19 protein-coding genes are annotated in these 14,109 nt (G+C 63.6%); 7 read left to right on the top strand and 12 right to left on the bottom strand.

Annotation, left to right across the window (positions count from 1 at the left end):
* Window positions 1–113 precede the first annotated feature (113 nt).
* Entirely contained in the window at window positions 114–1,844 is a 1,731-nt protein-coding gene (locus AB7245_RS11230; protein ID WP_085401300.1) for a cation:proton antiporter, read from the bottom strand.
* A gap of 67 nt (window positions 1,845–1,911) precedes the next feature.
* On the opposite strand from AB7245_RS11230, the gene AB7245_RS11225 reads away from it, so the two are divergent.
* A complete protein-coding gene (locus AB7245_RS11225) occupies window positions 1,912–2,439 on the top strand; it encodes a DUF3124 domain-containing protein (protein ID WP_085401301.1) in 528 nt (175 codons plus the stop codon).
* Between the two features lie 88 nt (window positions 2,440–2,527).
* Window positions 2,528–3,760, top strand: a complete 1,233-nt coding sequence (locus tag AB7245_RS11220; protein ID WP_439034237.1) for a PLP-dependent aminotransferase family protein — start codon at window positions 2,528–2,530, stop codon at window positions 3,758–3,760.
* 8 nt (window positions 3,761–3,768) lie between these two features.
* Here the strand turns inward: AB7245_RS11220 and AB7245_RS11215 are convergent, their stop codons facing one another.
* On the bottom strand, window positions 3,769–4,041 hold the full coding sequence (locus AB7245_RS11215) for a helix-turn-helix domain-containing protein (RefSeq protein WP_135216540.1): 273 nt from the start codon (window positions 4,039–4,041) through the stop codon (window positions 3,769–3,771).
* Between the two features lie 156 nt (window positions 4,042–4,197).
* Between AB7245_RS11215 and AB7245_RS11210 the strand changes: the two genes are divergently transcribed.
* Together AB7245_RS11210 and AB7245_RS11205 are read left to right on the top strand one after the other, a co-directional pair.
* Window positions 4,198–4,650, top strand: a complete 453-nt coding sequence (locus tag AB7245_RS11210; protein WP_085401302.1) for a hypothetical protein — start codon at window positions 4,198–4,200, stop codon at window positions 4,648–4,650.
* 150 nt (window positions 4,651–4,800) lie between these two features.
* Complete coding sequence (locus tag AB7245_RS11205) at window positions 4,801–5,022, top strand: hypothetical protein (RefSeq protein ID WP_071917652.1); 222 nt, start codon at window positions 4,801–4,803, stop codon at window positions 5,020–5,022.
* Between the two features lie 231 nt (window positions 5,023–5,253).
* On the opposite strand, the gene AB7245_RS11200 is transcribed toward AB7245_RS11205, so the two are convergent.
* From AB7245_RS11200 to AB7245_RS11180, 5 genes are all read right to left on the bottom strand, one after another.
* Window positions 5,254–6,072: an aldo/keto reductase gene (locus tag AB7245_RS11200; RefSeq protein WP_085401303.1), complete on the bottom strand. Its 819-nt coding sequence runs from the start codon at window positions 6,070–6,072 to the stop codon at window positions 5,254–5,256.
* Between the two features lie 304 nt (window positions 6,073–6,376).
* Window positions 6,377–7,951, bottom strand: a complete 1,575-nt coding sequence (locus AB7245_RS11195; RefSeq protein ID WP_085401304.1) for an alkaline phosphatase D family protein — start codon at window positions 7,949–7,951, stop codon at window positions 6,377–6,379.
* Window positions 7,952–8,069: 118 nt separating this feature from the next.
* A complete protein-coding gene (locus tag AB7245_RS11190; RefSeq protein WP_439034236.1) occupies window positions 8,070–8,489 on the bottom strand; it encodes a hypothetical protein in 420 nt (139 codons plus the stop codon).
* Between the two features lie 109 nt (window positions 8,490–8,598).
* Window positions 8,599–9,600, bottom strand: coding sequence for an NAD(P)H-dependent flavin oxidoreductase (locus tag AB7245_RS11185; protein ID WP_085401306.1), 1,002 nt, complete (start codon window positions 9,598–9,600; stop codon window positions 8,599–8,601).
* Window positions 9,601–9,662: 62 nt separating this feature from the next.
* Entirely contained in the window at window positions 9,663–10,400 is a 738-nt protein-coding gene (locus AB7245_RS11180; RefSeq protein ID WP_085401331.1) for an SDR family oxidoreductase, read from the bottom strand.
* Window positions 10,401–10,565: 165 nt separating this feature from the next.
* On the opposite strand from AB7245_RS11180, the gene AB7245_RS11175 reads away from it, so the two are divergent.
* Entirely contained in the window at window positions 10,566–11,030 is a 465-nt protein-coding gene (locus tag AB7245_RS11175) for a winged helix-turn-helix transcriptional regulator (RefSeq protein WP_085401307.1), read from the top strand.
* A gap of 96 nt (window positions 11,031–11,126) precedes the next feature.
* On the opposite strand, the gene AB7245_RS11170 is transcribed toward AB7245_RS11175, so the two are convergent.
* Together AB7245_RS11170 and AB7245_RS11165 are read right to left on the bottom strand one after the other, a co-directional pair.
* Window positions 11,127–11,501 carry a PRC-barrel domain-containing protein gene (locus tag AB7245_RS11170; protein ID WP_085401308.1) on the bottom strand — a complete coding sequence of 125 codons (375 nt, stop codon included), beginning with the start codon at window positions 11,499–11,501 and terminating at the stop codon, window positions 11,127–11,129.
* A 283-nt stretch (window positions 11,502–11,784) separates the two neighbouring features.
* The gene (locus tag AB7245_RS11165; RefSeq protein WP_166350489.1) at window positions 11,785–11,943 is read right to left on the bottom strand and encodes a hypothetical protein; all 159 of its coding nucleotides are present in this window, start codon (window positions 11,941–11,943) and stop codon (window positions 11,785–11,787) included.
* A gap of 177 nt (window positions 11,944–12,120) precedes the next feature.
* Here AB7245_RS11165 and AB7245_RS11160 point away from each other — a divergent pair, with 177 nt between their 5' ends.
* Window positions 12,121–12,381, top strand: a complete 261-nt coding sequence (locus tag AB7245_RS11160; protein WP_028148230.1) for a hypothetical protein — start codon at window positions 12,121–12,123, stop codon at window positions 12,379–12,381.
* A gap of 137 nt (window positions 12,382–12,518) precedes the next feature.
* Here AB7245_RS11160 and AB7245_RS11155 read toward each other — a convergent pair whose 3' ends face one another.
* The 3 genes from AB7245_RS11155 to AB7245_RS11145 form a co-directional block, all read right to left on the bottom strand.
* Window positions 12,519–12,725: a hypothetical protein gene (locus tag AB7245_RS11155; protein ID WP_028148231.1), complete on the bottom strand. Its 207-nt coding sequence runs from the start codon at window positions 12,723–12,725 to the stop codon at window positions 12,519–12,521.
* 81 nt (window positions 12,726–12,806) lie between these two features.
* Window positions 12,807–12,938 carry a hypothetical protein gene (locus tag AB7245_RS11150; RefSeq protein ID WP_256376429.1) on the bottom strand — a complete coding sequence of 44 codons (132 nt, stop codon included), beginning with the start codon at window positions 12,936–12,938 and terminating at the stop codon, window positions 12,807–12,809.
* 117 nt (window positions 12,939–13,055) lie between these two features.
* Entirely contained in the window at window positions 13,056–13,250 is a 195-nt protein-coding gene (locus AB7245_RS11145) for a hypothetical protein (RefSeq protein ID WP_085401310.1), read from the bottom strand.
* Window positions 13,251–13,345: 95 nt separating this feature from the next.
* Here AB7245_RS11145 and AB7245_RS11140 point away from each other — a divergent pair, with 95 nt between their 5' ends.
* Window positions 13,346–13,858: a DUF4142 domain-containing protein gene (locus AB7245_RS11140; RefSeq protein WP_085401311.1), complete on the top strand. Its 513-nt coding sequence runs from the start codon at window positions 13,346–13,348 to the stop codon at window positions 13,856–13,858.
* Window positions 13,859–14,109 lie beyond the last annotated feature (251 nt).

The following is a 14,109-nucleotide window of genomic DNA, read 5'->3' as shown; positions in this document are numbered from 1 at the left end:
TGGACGCAACCGCATATGCCTGATGGCGGGCCGGCCCGCGGGTCTAAGGCTTGCACCGAAGATACCAGGGATATAGGCGCACACGGCCCGGACGGAAAGCGGCCGCGCCGCCTTCAGGGCAGCACTTCGCGCCGCTCGCCGAGCCGGACATCGAGCTCGGCCCGCTTGTCGGCCAGCAGGCCAGCCTGGGCCGCTTCGATCACGGTAAACAGCTCATGAGCGTCGCTGAGCCGGGTCACCGTGACGTAGCTGGCGCCGGCCGCGTAGAGCTCGCTCACATCCGACAAAAGATCGGCCGTGGCCACGATCATGGCGGTCGGGTTGAGGGTACGGACGTGGCGGACCAGCTTCTCGTTGCTGGCGCCCTTGAGAAGGGCGTCCGGCACGCTGAGGATGATCATCTCGGACTTGCCGACGCCGGCATGGAGCAGCGTGTCGGCGCTGCTGATGTCACCATAGATCACGTGCAGGCCGCGCGACAGCAGCGTCTTGTACACATTGGGATTGAAGTCGATCACGGTGATCTGCTCGAGCAGCACCGGCGCCTGCCGTTCGATCTCGGCCAGCAGCGCGCTCGCCGCACGGAAAAAGCCGAGGATGACGATGCGGCGGGCCTCGCCGTGGCCGCCCTCGTGCCCCTCCTCGGCGTGGCCGTTGCCATGGTCGAGGTCGCGCAGGCCGATCCGCTTCAGGGGGCCGATCGCCCAGCGGGTGATCTCGTCGCTGCGGGTCATCACGAAGGTCGAGAGCACCGCCAGCACCACGAAGGCAAAGGAGGCCGCATTCGCCGTTTCGGCCGCGATATGATGGTCGGCGACGCCGGTCTGGATCACCACCAGCGAGAACTCGGAGATCTGCGCGAGGTTAAGGGCCGGCAACAGGCTGGCGCGCAGGCCCTGCTTCATCAGGTAGAGCGGGGCGAAGGTGGTGACGAGGCGGCTCACCACCGTGAACGCCGCGATCATCAAGGCAAGCCCGATCACGGAGAGGCCCGGCACGGGAATGGTCATGCCGAGCGCGACAAAGAACAGCGTGATGAAGAAGTCGCGGAGCGTGGTGACCTTGGCGGTGACGTCGAGGGCGTAAGGGAAGGTCGACAGCGAGACGCCGGCGATCAGCGCACCCATCTCGCGCGACAGTGAGAGCCGCTCCGCGGTCTCGGCGACGAGGAAGCACCAGGCGAGCGCGCCAAGCAGGATCAACTCGGGGCGACGGGCAATCTGATGGAATAGGCGCGGCAGCACATAGCGGCTGACCAGCAGTGCGGCAGCGACCAGCACCGCGACACGGCCGATCGACAGCAGGATGACGCTGACCTCGAGATTGGCGAGGCTCGGCTGCACCGCCAGGAACAGGATGGCGAAGATGTCCTGGAGCACCAGCACACCGAGCGTGATGCGGCCGGGCAGCGTGTCGAGCTCGCGCTTCTCGTAGAGCACCTTGACGATGATCACGGTGCTCGACAGCGCGCAGGCGACGCAGAGATAGACCGCATCGAAATGCCCACCGCCGAGCGACAAGCCGATGCCGACGAAGAACAGCACCCCGAGCAGGCAGCCGCCGATGAGCTGGCCGCCCGCCGCGAACAGGATCACCTTTCCCGCCCGCACGATTTTCTTCAGGTCGATCTCGAGCCCGATCATGAACAGCATGAAGATCAGGCCGAGCTCGGAGATGACGCTGATCGATTCCTGCGATTTGACCCAGCCGGCACCGAATGGACCTATGCAGAAGCCGGCGATAAGGTAGGCCAGGATCAGCGGCTGCCGGGAGAAATGGGCGAGCAGGCCCAGCATCCAGGCAAACAGAATACAGAGAGTGATGTCGCGAATGAGTTCGTGCATACCAAATTGGTCCGTTTTGCCGCACCCTAGGGCCAGGTTGCGGCGCGGCAAGCGAGCAATTCGTCACATGCGAGCAGGGCTTTTCGCAGCAATGCTGCTATGTCCCCTCGCCTCTGCCGCGCCCGCAGCCGCGCAATCCAAGGTCAATATCGAACAAAACTTTGCCGATTCGCTCACCACACTGCCGAAGGAGGAACTCGCCGTCTCCGGCGGGTTCTATGTGCCCGCCTATTCCAGCGTTGCGATGAGCCAGGGCAAACTACGTGTCGACTTCTCGGTGACGCTGAGCGTTCACAACGCCTCCGAGACCCAGCCGCTGATCGTCAAACGCATCGCCTATTTCGACACCGCAGGCAAGCAGGTCGAGACCTACCTGAAGGGCCAGGTGGCGCTGAAGCCTCTGGCCACCGTCTCGATCTTCATTCCGACCGACGATGTGCGCGGGGGGACCGGGGCCAATTTCCTTGTCGACTGGGCCGCAACAGGCGAGATCGCCGAGCCCGTGGTCGAGGCCTTGATGGTTGGCGGCGTCGCCAATGCGCATTACGCTTTCATCAGCCAGGGCCGTCCGACCCGGACGGCCACAAAGAAGTAGAGGCCGTCCGACGAGGACGGCCGGCAAGAAGTAAGGCACGCCGGCGCAAGGCCGGTCGCTCAACAAGAACAAAACGAGGAACGCTCCCATGACGTCCAGCTTCGATTTCGCGCCCCTGTTTCCCGCAGGGCTGCCGGCCCCTTCCGCGCGCTGGACGGGCCTCGCCAAGTACAGTTTTGTCGGTGGCAACAACGACTCCGAGCAGTTGCCGCTCGACGGCCTGATCGAGGCGACCAATTCCGCCTTGCAAAAGGAAGGCCGCTCGCTCGCGACCTACGGCCTGGCGCACGGGCCGCAGGGCTATTTGCCCTTGCGCGAATTCCTGGTGACAAAACTGAAGCGCGACGCCGGCATCAACTGCACCGTCGACGACCTCCTGATCGTCTCCGGCTCGCTCCAGGCGCTCGACCTCGTCAACGCAACGCTGCTGACACGCGGCGATACCGTGATCTTCGAGCAGGACAGCTATCAGGGCTCGTTGATCCGCCTGGCGCGGCTCGGGGTCAACGTCGTCGGCATCCCCCTCGACAAGGACGGCATGCGTATGGATGTGCTGGCCTCGACGCTGGCCGATTTGAAGAGCCGCGGCATCCGGCCCAAGTACATTTACACCATCCCGACCGTGCAGAATCCCACCGGCAGCATCATGCCGGAGAGCCGCCGCGCTGAACTGGTACGGCTCGCGGCCGAATATGGCGTGCCCATCTTCGAGGACGATTGCTACGCCGATCTCGTCTGGTCGGGACAGCGACCGCCGGCGATCCACGCGATGAGCCCGAACGGCGGCGTGATCCATATCGGCTCGTTCTCGAAATCGATCGCACCGGCGCTGCGCGTCGGCTTCATCGTCGCGCCCTGGGATGTGATGTCGCGGATGCTGGCGCTGAAGACGGATGCAGGCTCAGGCGCGCTGGAGCAGATGGTGCTGGCCGCCTATTGCAAGCCGCACTTTTCGACCCACGTACCGGCACTGACGAAGGCGCTGCGCACCAAGCTCGATACGCTGATGGAGGCGCTGAACGAGCAGTTCGGGACGGCGGCCGAGTTCGAGGAGCCCAAGGGCGGCATCTTCCTGTGGGTCAAGCTGCCCGACCAGGTCGATACGCTGAAACTCTATCAGGCCGCGCTCGCCGCCGGAGTCTCGATCAATCCGGGGCCGGAATGGTCGACCAACAAGCCCCATTCCTCCTCGCGGCTCAGGCTGTGCTTTGCGAGCCCCTCGCATCAGCAGATCCGTGAGGGCGTCGCCGTGCTGGCCGAGGTCTGCCGCAAGGAGTTCGGCGTGCCGGCCCGCAGCGCCAACGTGGAGAAGCGCGCCTAAGGCTCGCTCTAGGCCACCTGAGGCTGGCTGCCGTGGATCGCGGAGGCCAGCCGCAGCAGCAGCACGATCGAGACGTTGCCCTTGCCGGCCTCGATCTGGGCGATGTAGCGCTCGGAAATCCCGGAGCGGCGGGCCAGCTCCCGGCGCGACATCTCGCACCGCGCGCGCGAGGACCTCAAGCGCTCGCCCAGCTCGGCCAGGAACGCGGTCTCGGAATAAGGCGGCACGGCACAGCTCCCCGGCAGTACCTCGCCCGCGAAATCCACGACTTGATTCAGCATCGGTCTCACCAACTTCGCCTTCGGGAGCGCCATCCTACCCTTGATACGACCGGCCTCATTGACGCGGATCAAATTCGCGCGCGATTGCCAGCTCGCGTGGACGATCGCGCGCGGGATGCTACACTTGGACTTGTTCGAGGCGGGGTTTTTCAGGACATGACGCGTTGTCTGGGCTGCTGGATCGCGGCGGCGATGCTGTGGATTGCGTTCACGCCAGCGGCCGGCGCCGAGACGCTTGCGGCGACGGTCGAGCAATGGGGCCTGCTGGGCTCGTGGGCAGTCGATTGCGCGGCCCGGCCGGACCGCGACAAGGGCTCGCTGTTGACTTACGAGATCAGGAAGGACGGCCGGGTGATGTACCGGCGCGATTTCGGCGAGGCCAGGGACGAGAACGAAGTGGTGTCCGCCACGGTCGAAGCCGAGGGCCTGCTCAATGTGATGGTTTACTTCCCCTCGCTGCACCAGGCGCGTGAATTCGGGCTGCTGCTGGCGAAGGATGGCAGCCTGCGCGCGATCTACAATCGCAGCGAGCGCGGTGTGTACACGATCAGGGACGGCAAATACGTCGCGACAGGCGCGCCGACACCTTCACAGCAACGCTGCGATTGAGCATCACGTTTGAGCATGATCGCTCGGAAAGCCGCTTCGCACTCCGAATCGTGCTCTGTCTGAACATCCATTCAGAATTCTCTTCCAGTTCCTCCGGAACGTTCGCACACATGCGCCGTTCTCATGTGCATTGCATTGGAGGAGGACATCTTGAAGAAGCTTGGTTATGTGGTTGCGGCTCTCGGCGCGCTCGCGATCGTTGCACCGACGATGGCGAATGCCGAAACGGTGGTGATCAAGAACGGCTACCATCATGGCTACGGCGCCCGCGCCGAAATGCGCGAGCATCGCGACCACGGCTGGCATCGCGGCTGGCACCATCACGACCGGGTCGTCGTGGTCAAGCGCGGTCACCGTCACCATTGGGATTGATGCGTAACACATCATGGAAATGGCCCCTCGCGGGGCCATTTCTTTGCGCTCTTTCTTCCTTCTCCCCTTGTGGGAGAAGGTGGCGCGAAGCGCCGGATGAGGGGTTGCTTCAGCGCATTCAATGAGAATTGGACTCGCGGATGGAGACCCCTCACCCGTCTCGCCGCTACGCGGCGAGCCACCCTCTCCCGCAAGGGGAGAGGGTAAGGGCGGTGCGTTCAGCGTCGAGTTTTAATCCCACACCGGCGCAAAGCCTGGATTGACGCAACGCCTGTCCTTGGGCAACGCCGCGATCTTCTTGCGGTCGGCATCGTCGAGCGTGATCTTCAGCGCATCGAGATTGGCCTGCTGGCTCTCGCGGCGCGAGGCCTTCGGGATCGCAGCGACACCGTTCTGGTCGAGCAGCCACTTCAGCGCGACCTGCGCGGCGGTCGCGTTGTGCCTGGCGCCGATCTCGGCCAACGCCGGATCTGACGCGATGCGTCCTTGCGCGAGCGGGCAATAGGCGACCAGCGGGATCGATTTGGCGTTGAGATAGGCCAGCACCTTCGATTGATCGAGCATGGCGTGATATTCGATCTGGTTGCAGGCGATCGGCGCCTTGATGTCCTCGACCGCGATCTTGAGCAGCGCCGTGGTGAAATTGGCAACGCCGATCGCCCGCGTACGCCCTTCCTCCTTCAGCTTCATCAGGGTCTCGAACACCGCGCCCCAGTTCGCGGATTTCGACGGCCAGTGCACGAGGTAGAGATCGACATGGTCGAGCCGGAGCTTGGTCAGGCTGGCGTCGAAGGCGCGGCGGATCGCATCGGGGCTGAGATTCTCGTGCCAGACCTTGGTCGTGACATGCAGCTCGCCGCGCGGCAGCCGGGCCGCGGCGAGCGCGGCACCGATCGGCTCTTCATTGGCGTACATCTCGGCGGTGTCGATGTGGCGATAGCCGATCGACAGCGCGCTCTCCACCGCCGCGCGGCAGGCATCGCCCTGCATGCGGAAAGTGCCGAGGCCGAGCTTGGGCATGCTGATGCCCTGTGTCTTCAGATGATCCATGAGCTAACTCCTGACGTATTTCAGCCGCCGAACACGCGGTGGGGCCGCAAGGGCAGACTCTTCGGTGATGGAAAAGAAGTGGCGGGAATGGAGACTATAGCGCAGGAGACGCGAGGCGGCCAATCAAGATCGGGTTAGTGCTGGGATGCGCGATCCGTCCCCACCGTCATGCCCGGGCATAGCCGTCCGAAGGACGGCGTCGCTTCCGCTCGCCTATGCCCGGGCATCGACGTTCTCAGGGCCGAGCAGCAGGGCGTGGATGGCCGGGTCAAGCCCGGCCATGACGACGGAGAGAGTTGCCCACTCACGAATGCTGCGCGACCACGGCCGGGCGCGCCTGCGGCTGCGGCACGATGTCGACCGACCAGAGGTCGCGGTTGTCGACGTCTTTCAAGGTCACGGTCATCACGCCGCTCGCACCGTCGATATCGACCCTGCCGAAGAACTGCAGGCCGAAGCACGGCGCGAGGTTCTCCCCCTGCGCCTCGCTGCAGCCGTTCTGGTACATCGCGACCGGGCCAAACGTATTGTCGAGCTCGCCCGGACCCCAGGTGCCGGCATGGAGCGGGCCGGAGACGAACTCCCAGAACGGCTCAAAATCCTGGAATTGCGCCTTGTTCGGATCGTAATAATGCGCGGCGGTGTAGTGCATGTCGGCGGTGAGCCAGACGATGTTGCGGATGCCGGCGCGCTTGATGGAGCTGAGGAGGTCGGCAATTTCATGCTCACGCCGATCGGGCGCTCCATTGCCGAGCGCGACGGCATCGAGACTGACGAGGCCGATCGGCAGGTCGGCCGCGATCACCTTCCAGGTCGCACGCGAAGCGGCAAGCTCCCGCTTCAGCCAGGCGAGCTGCTCGGCACCGAGAATCCAGCCGCGATGGTCCTCGCCCTTGTTCCAACTGTCGTCACGGTAGCTGCGCATGTCGATCATGAAGACGTCGAGCAGCGGACCGTAAGCGATCTTGCGATAGACGCGGCCCTGTCGCGCGCCGACGTCGCGGATCGGCATGAAATCGAAGAAGGCACGGCGGGCGCGCGCGACCAGGCGCGGCGTGCCGTCGTCCTCATAGCCGGCGTCGTCATAGCTGCCGGTCGGCGACCAGTCGTTGGTGACCTCGTGGTCGTCCCACTGTGCGAACATCGGCACCTCCGCATGGAACGCGCGAAAATGCTCGTCGAGATGGTTGTATTTGTAGTTGCCGCGGAATTGCGCCAGCGTGTGCGCGGCCTCGGCTTTTTCCTCGGTCACCAGATTGCGCCAGGTCTCGCCGTTCGGCAGCTTCTGCTCAGAGGGAATCGTGCAGTCGGCGTAGATGTGATCGCCGGAGTGGATGAAGAAGTCCGGGCGATTGTCGAGCATGGTGCGATAGCTGCGATAGCCGCCGCGCGAGATGTCGATGCCCCAGCCCTGCCCCGCGACGTCGCCTGACCACACGAACGAGATCGATTGCCCTGCGGCCGGCGCTGTGCGGAAATGGCCGACGCGGCTTTCGCCGGCAATGCCGGTGGCGATGTCGTCGAAGCGCACGCGATAGAAGATGTCCTGCCCGGACGGCAGATCGTTCAGCAGCAGTTTTGCGGTGAAGTCGGCATCGGGCAGCGCGTCGCGCGAAGCTGACGCCATGATCGTCTTGAAACTCTCGACGGTCGCGCATTCCACCTGCATCCGCGCGGGCCGGTCGGCGCGCGCCCAGATCACGGCGGAGCCATCCGAGACATCGCCGGACTGAATGCCACCCGCGATCTGCGGGCGATCGGCGGCGCGGCTGATGGATGGCTTTGCGAGTGTGCCGAGCGCGGCAACGGCGAGGCTTGAAGTCGAGCGGACCAGGAACTGCCGCCGGGTCCATGCGCGCGAGGCGCGGAGCGTTGCCATTCAGGAAACCTTCGTCGAATCACGACGGAAGGTGCCTGCGCTCCTTGACTCCTATCCTGACGGTTTCTTGACTCCGCGCCTACGGTTTTGCGACGCCCGGATGACGCGAGAGATCCGGCTAGTGCTTCCAGTTGCAGATGCCGCCGGTGCGGCACGGCCAGGTCTGGATGCGGGTGTCCATCGCCTGCGCGTCCAGCGGATTGCCGCGACGATGTGCAAGCTTGGTGCGCGCTGCGCCGCGCGGCAGGGCGCTCCTGGCATGAACAACCTTCGGCCCGGTCACGTGCACGCGCTCGGCGGCAACTTTCTTCGGCACGTCGATGGGTTCGCCGCGCGCCTGCGCCTCGTTGCCACCCTTCGCCTCCAACGCGACCGGGGCGAACTGCGTCTCGGGCCCAAGCCGCTTCGGCGACAGCACCGCCTTGGAGAGATCGAGACCGAGATATTCGTCGGGCTTGTAGTCGTCAGCGCGCGCAATGCCGCCCCATGCGAGCACGAGGGCAACGGCAACTGCAAAAGAAACGCTCTTCAGGACCACGGACGCCTCCTGAAATCACTTATTTCAAGGGGTAATTTACCTCTATTTAGGAGGCGTCACGCGCAATTCCAGCGGCCAAGTGCCGCCGTGGTTAAGAAGTTTGGCGGTGTCAGGCGACCTTTCGCGCCGCACCCGTCCCGTCCAGGAACCCCATCAGGCGGCTGCGGATGATCTCTTCCGCCTCATCCATGATGCGATCGACGAGCTCCTTGCAGGAGGGGATGTCGTGGATCAGCCCTGCGACCATGCCGCAGCTCCAGGCACCCGCGTCCATCTGGCCGTCCAGCATGATCTTCGGATAGACGCCCGCGACCTGGTCGTGGATGTCGTCGATGCTCAGCTTGGCGCCCTTCTCGCGCTCGATCTCGAGCAGACGATCGACGTTGGCGTTCTTGAGCACGCGCTCGGTGTTGCGCAGAGCGCGCATGATCAGGCGGGTGTCGAGCTCGGTTGCCGCAACAAGCGCGTTCTTCACGTTCTGATGCACCGGTGCTTCCCTGGTGGCGATGAAGCGCGTGCCCATGTTCATGCCGGCCGCACCCAGCGACAGCGCTGCGACGAGGCTGCGCCCGTCCGCCATCCCGCCGGAGGCGACGAACGGGATCTTCAATTCCTCCGCCGCGCGCGGCAGCAGGATCATGTTGGGAATGTCGTCCTCGCCGGGATGGCCGCCGCACTCAAAGCCGTCGACGCTGACGGCGTCGCAGCCGATGCGCTCGGCCTTCAGGGAGTGGCGCACGGACGTGCATTTGTGGATCACCTTGATGCCGGCGGCCTTCAGCGCAGGCATGTATTGTTCGGGGCTGCGCCCCGCCGTCTCCACCGCCTTGATGCCGCCTTCGACGATGGCCGCGATGTATTCCGGATAAGGCGGCGCCGCGAAGGTCGGCAGGAAGGTGAGGTTCACGCCGAACGGCTTGTCCGTCATGTCGCGGCAGCGCGCGATTTCCTTCGCGAGCAATTCCGGCGTCTTCTGCGTGAGACCCGTGATGATGCCGAGCCCTCCGGCATTGGAGACGGCAGCGGCGAGTTCGGCAAAGCCGACGAAATGCATGCCACCCTGAATGATCGGGTGCTCGATGCCGAACAGTTCGGTGATCGCGGTCTTCACGTAGGGGCCTCCCGGATTTCAGTTTGTATTGGGATCAGTCTAGCCGCAGTCTTGCTCCGCGGTCACCATTTCTCTCCGAAGGGACGGATCTCCATCTCGAAGGTCCAGGCGCTCTTCGGCTGCTGATAGAGCTGCCAATAGGCATCCGCGACAGATGACGGCGGCATCAGAAGATCGGGATTATCAATCGCATTCGCCCCGAGCGCTTCGAGCCGGCGCTGCCGCACCCACTCGGTGTCGACGCCGGAATCGATGATGAGATGGGCGACGTGGATGTTGTTCGGCCCGAGCTCGCGCGCCATCGCCTGCGCCACTGCGCGCAGTCCGAATTTTGCGCTGGCAAAGGCAGCAAAGCCGCTGCCGCCGCGCAAGCTCGCCGTCGCACCGGTGAAGAAGATGTTGCCGCCACCGCGCGGCAGCATCAGCCGCGCCGCTTCTCTGCCGGCCAGGAAGCCGGAATAGCAGGCCATCTCCCACACCTTCCGGAACACGCGCTCGGTGGTGTCGAGGATCGGGAAATTGACGTTGGCACCGACGTTGAAGATGCAGACTTCGAGCGGCGCATGCTGGTCGGCGTCATTGAGGAAGGAGATGACCTCCTCCTCTTTGCGTGCATCGAGCGAGCGCGCGTGAATCTCGCCGCCGGCGGCCTCGATGTCCTTCACCAGCGGCGCCAGCTTGTCGCCGTTGCGGCGCCCGGCAAAGACCGTGAAACCTTCCGCGGCAAATTTCTTGGCGATCTCGGAGCCGATGAAATCGCCGGCCCCGATCACGGCGGCTGTCGCGTTTCGCTTGGGCAAGGTCACCTCCTCCTGTGGGAACGGCATGTGATTGAGCCGGAGGCTATAGTTCTAAAATAGAACTGTCAAACTACAGGGGTGAATGGTAGCCTGCAGCGAGAATAGCGCTGATCATTCAAGTCAGTTCCTTTTTCTGACTTACTACCCTTTGCCGGAGATCGCTACATGAAGTGGGACACGCTGGATGAAGAGCCCTGCTCGCTCTCCCGCACCATCGCCGTGGTCGGCGACCGCTGGACGCTGCTGATCCTGCGCGAATGTTTTTTACGCGTGCGCCGGTTCGAGGGATTTCAGTCCTCGCTCCAGATCACGCGGCACCTGCTCTCGGAGCGTCTGAAGAAGCTGGTGCGGTTCGGCATCCTGCGCCGCGTCCCCTATTCCGAGGCGCCCAAGCGCTACGAATACATCCTGACGCAGAAGGGCCTCGACCTCTACCCGATCATCATGGCGATGGTGCATTGGGGCGACACCCACATGGGCGACGAGCGCGGCCGCCCGCTGCTGCACCAGCACAAGACTTGCGGCAAGGAGTTCGACCCCGTGATGGTCTGCTCGGAATGCGGTGAGCCACTGCATGCGAAACAGGTGCATGTGCATGCGGGGCCGGGGCGGAAGGAAGCGGTGGGGTAGAGTGGCGCCAAGCAAAAGGTGTCGTGCCCCGCCTCGACCGGGGCATCCAGTCGGTGGGCCGTTCCTTGCTCATCGGAGCTCGCTTTCCATGGGAGCTTACGCGAAGGGAACGCCGTAATACGAGTTGATGCCGCGGACTGCCGCGTCGTCACCCCAGTTCCAGTCGCTTCGTTCGTCGTATTTCGGCGCGCCTTCGAGCGTCTTGGCGGTAATCCCGGTGACATAGCCGCCGAGCTCCGTATCGTATTTCAGCGACTGCCAAGGCAGCGGATAGTGGTCGTTGCCGAGGCCCAAGAAACCGCCGAAGCCGAGCACGACGTAGGAGACCTTTCCGCTGACCTTGTCGATCATCACGCGTTCGATCGAACCGATCTTGTTGCGATCGGCGCCATAGACCGATGTTCCCTCGACCTTGTCGCTGCCGATCAACCTGCCCATCTCGCTGCGGTCCAACTCGTCTTGCATCAGCATCCCAATTCTCCACTCAGCCAACGTGTGAACCAACCGGGTCTGCGAGCGAACGTTCCGGCGCATGTTCTGGTGGTCGCATCAGACACGGAGCACGGTCGCCAGGGGCGATCAGCGAGCGGCCGCGGCCTCCGGTAGCATCAGGAAATCATGCATCGCGGCAGCAGTCTGAAGCTGATCGATGCGCGCCATAACAGAATCGCGCTGCTGTCCATCCGGCAAGCACGACAGTTCGTGCTCGAGCCGCAGCTGCTCTGCCTTGAGACGTTGTTCGAACGTGTGGGGCTCAGATCGTCTTCGCATCTTCCGTCCTCGGTGGTTGCAGCCCCGAGCTGTTGGCCCAGCGCTCGACTTGCTCGATGACCTTCTGATGGCTCGGACGCACCGGTTTGGGCGCCTCGGGCTCTTCGGAAAGCTTACGGGGTAACCTGACTTCCTCCGTCATGGCCTGTTCTCCCTCTCTTCCGAAAGAATGCGCCACCGCCAGAGTTGTTTCAATAATAACTTATTGATTTCACTGATTATTTTTACTAATCTGACGATTTTTCCGACTCTTGTGGAACTCGCGCCAAACTCGTTCGTTGAGCAAACTACTCAACTTACTCACTTTGCGTGATCGACCATGAATGACCTTCGCGCCGAGCGCCTCCAGGTTATGCTCTCGCCGGAAGAGCTGGCCGCCGTCGATGATTTCCGATTCAAGCACCGCATGCCGACGCGCGCTGCGGCGGTCCGAGAGCTTCTCAAGTTCGGGCTCGCAGCCGCGGGCATCGAGACGAGCATCGACCCGTCGGCAGGCATCAAATCAAGCGAGTTTGGTGTCTTTGGTCGCGGTCCCGAAGGACACGCGCCGGCGAAGCCCGAGGGCGACACCGAGGATTGAGTCTCTCCCAAGCAAAAACGACCCCGGCACAGTGGCGTGCCAGGGCCGTCCTTGGAGATTGCTTCCGGCGCACCGGGGGCATGACAGCCGGAAGCAATCCGTCGACTCGTCGCGAAGGGATTCGTTCCTCGCGAGAACTAGCCGGTCGGCGCGTCGCCGGAATCGTCCGGCATCACGCCGGAGCCCGGTGTCTTGGTGTTGTCGTTGAGCTTGGGATCGCGCGTTGCTTCGCGCGACGGCGAGCCCTTCGAATCCGTCTTGTGCACGGCTTGCGCGCGCTGCTTGTCGCGCGGTTGATCTTCCGCCCGCTTGTCCTTGACGATGCCGTGGTCGGAATGCGCCATGATGTCCTCTCGCCTCTCCAGATGTCCTGAAGCGCTTACGCGCCGGCACAACGAATGTTCCGGCGCGCGAGGCCCGCAGCGCTAACTATGCGTGGCGTGGATCGCCGCCGATGCATTCTCCAGATGCACCTGCCGCACCGTCGTCACTGTCGCGAACGCGACCGAGACGCCAAAGGCGAGAATGAGCGAGAGAAGAGCCAGACGTGGAGCCATCGCAAAACCTCCTTCTGGAATCGAAATCAACGCGATCGACCGTTCGTGGATGATCCTGGATTGGTTGCTTGCATTCCGTGAGCGGTCTCACACGCAGATTCACAGAGATGAGAGCGCTCACGCATCCTGCGTTCGGAGGACGCGGACCTTTACGGGCGGGATTTCACCGTCCAGCCAGTCCTGCTCGTTCGCCAATGCCGTCCAGGCAGCCGCCATGCGCAAATAGCGTTTGTGGGTGGGCTGCCCTTCCGCGCGCTCGGCGAGCTGAAGGCAGTTGTCGGCGTTATCCCTGAAGATGTCAGACTGTTTCATACAGAAGATGTGGGAACGGAACTCTCGCTCCGCAATCGCCCTTACCGGATCGTAACGCCGGGGGAACTTCGCACGCCATCGGTCATTGGAGATGCATGAGGATTCTCGTCGCGATCATCCTGGCTTTCATCAGCACCTCGGCGTTCGCCGACAATATGGGTGAGCGAACGGCCGGCGACCGCGTGCCGACCGCAACCGATGTCATCACCGGCCTCTATAGCTTCAGCCGTTTCCAGCAGGGCCTGCTGGAAAGCACCGACCTGAAAGGCAATGCGGAGGTGAAGAATCTTGCGGCCCTGCGCGCCGAGGAGGCGGGCAAGCGCGACAAAACCCTGAAGCAGATTCAGGACGCGATCGGTGCGGAGCCGCACGCCGGCAAGACGACGTCAGTGAGCGCAAGCCTCGTCGAGCCCGAAAATGCGGATGGACCGACTTACGTCAGAAGCTTCTATGCCGCGCAAATCCCCGAATATGACTCCGCCATCAACCTGCTCGAGCGCTATCTGAAAGCGCCCGACAATCCTGCGCTCGCCGCCTTCGCGCGCGAGCAATTGCCGATGCTGCGCACGCAGGTGAAAGATGCGGAGCGCACCATGGCGGATAAATAGCAGCCCTATTTGTCTTCCGGATGATGCTGCTGGCTCTCCGGCCGCTGGTCGCGGTCCCCGTGGTCAGCGAATCAGCGCGTGACGTGGCGGAGCTTGCGGCAGGGTCGCCAGTCACAGCCCCGCGCCCGCTGGGCGCGCCAGCCCCCTCTCCTAGGACGGCTCGGAGCTCTGGTGCAGCGGCCGGCCGGCTTTTTCCTGAACGGGATGGAACCATCGTCACTCCTCACCGTTATTTTGGCCGGGCTGAGCAC

The organism is Bradyrhizobium sp. 604_D8_N2_3, from assembly GCF_051810765.1.
GTDB lineage: Bacteria > Pseudomonadota > Alphaproteobacteria > Rhizobiales > Xanthobacteraceae > Bradyrhizobium > Bradyrhizobium barranii.
Note: the sequence above shows the minus strand (reverse complement) of the source record. Positions and strands in the feature narration are given on the sequence as shown.

Coding starts and splice junctions, on each gene's coding strand:
- AB7245_RS11175 (WP_085401307.1), top strand. CDS start 10,566: ATGAAGTGGGACACGCTGGATGAAGAGCCCTGCTCGCTCTCCCGCACC.
- AB7245_RS11140 (WP_085401311.1), top strand. CDS start 13,346: ATGAGGATTCTCGTCGCGATCATCCTGGCTTTCATCAGCACCTCGGCG.
- AB7245_RS11210 (WP_085401302.1), top strand. CDS start 4,198: ATGACGCGTTGTCTGGGCTGCTGGATCGCGGCGGCGATGCTGTGGATT.
- AB7245_RS11165 (WP_166350489.1), bottom strand. CDS start 11,943: ATGACGGAGGAAGTCAGGTTACCCCGTAAGCTTTCCGAAGAGCCCGAG.
- AB7245_RS11160 (WP_028148230.1), top strand. CDS start 12,121: ATGAATGACCTTCGCGCCGAGCGCCTCCAGGTTATGCTCTCGCCGGAA.
- AB7245_RS11170 (WP_085401308.1), bottom strand. CDS start 11,501: ATGCTGATGCAAGACGAGTTGGACCGCAGCGAGATGGGCAGGTTGATC.
- AB7245_RS11215 (WP_135216540.1), bottom strand. CDS start 4,041: ATGCTGAATCAAGTCGTGGATTTCGCGGGCGAGGTACTGCCGGGGAGC.
- AB7245_RS11225 (WP_085401301.1), top strand. CDS start 1,912: ATGCGAGCAGGGCTTTTCGCAGCAATGCTGCTATGTCCCCTCGCCTCT.
- AB7245_RS11220 (WP_439034237.1), top strand. CDS start 2,528: ATGACGTCCAGCTTCGATTTCGCGCCCCTGTTTCCCGCAGGGCTGCCG.
- AB7245_RS11150 (WP_256376429.1), bottom strand. CDS start 12,938: ATGGCTCCACGTCTGGCTCTTCTCTCGCTCATTCTCGCCTTTGGCGTC.
- AB7245_RS11145 (WP_085401310.1), bottom strand. CDS start 13,250: ATGAAACAGTCTGACATCTTCAGGGATAACGCCGACAACTGCCTTCAG.
- AB7245_RS11200 (WP_085401303.1), bottom strand. CDS start 6,072: ATGGATCATCTGAAGACACAGGGCATCAGCATGCCCAAGCTCGGCCTC.
- AB7245_RS11195 (WP_085401304.1), bottom strand. CDS start 7,951: ATGGCAACGCTCCGCGCCTCGCGCGCATGGACCCGGCGGCAGTTCCTG.
- AB7245_RS11155 (WP_028148231.1), bottom strand. CDS start 12,725: ATGGCGCATTCCGACCACGGCATCGTCAAGGACAAGCGGGCGGAAGAT.
- AB7245_RS11230 (WP_085401300.1), bottom strand. CDS start 1,844: ATGCACGAACTCATTCGCGACATCACTCTCTGTATTCTGTTTGCCTGG.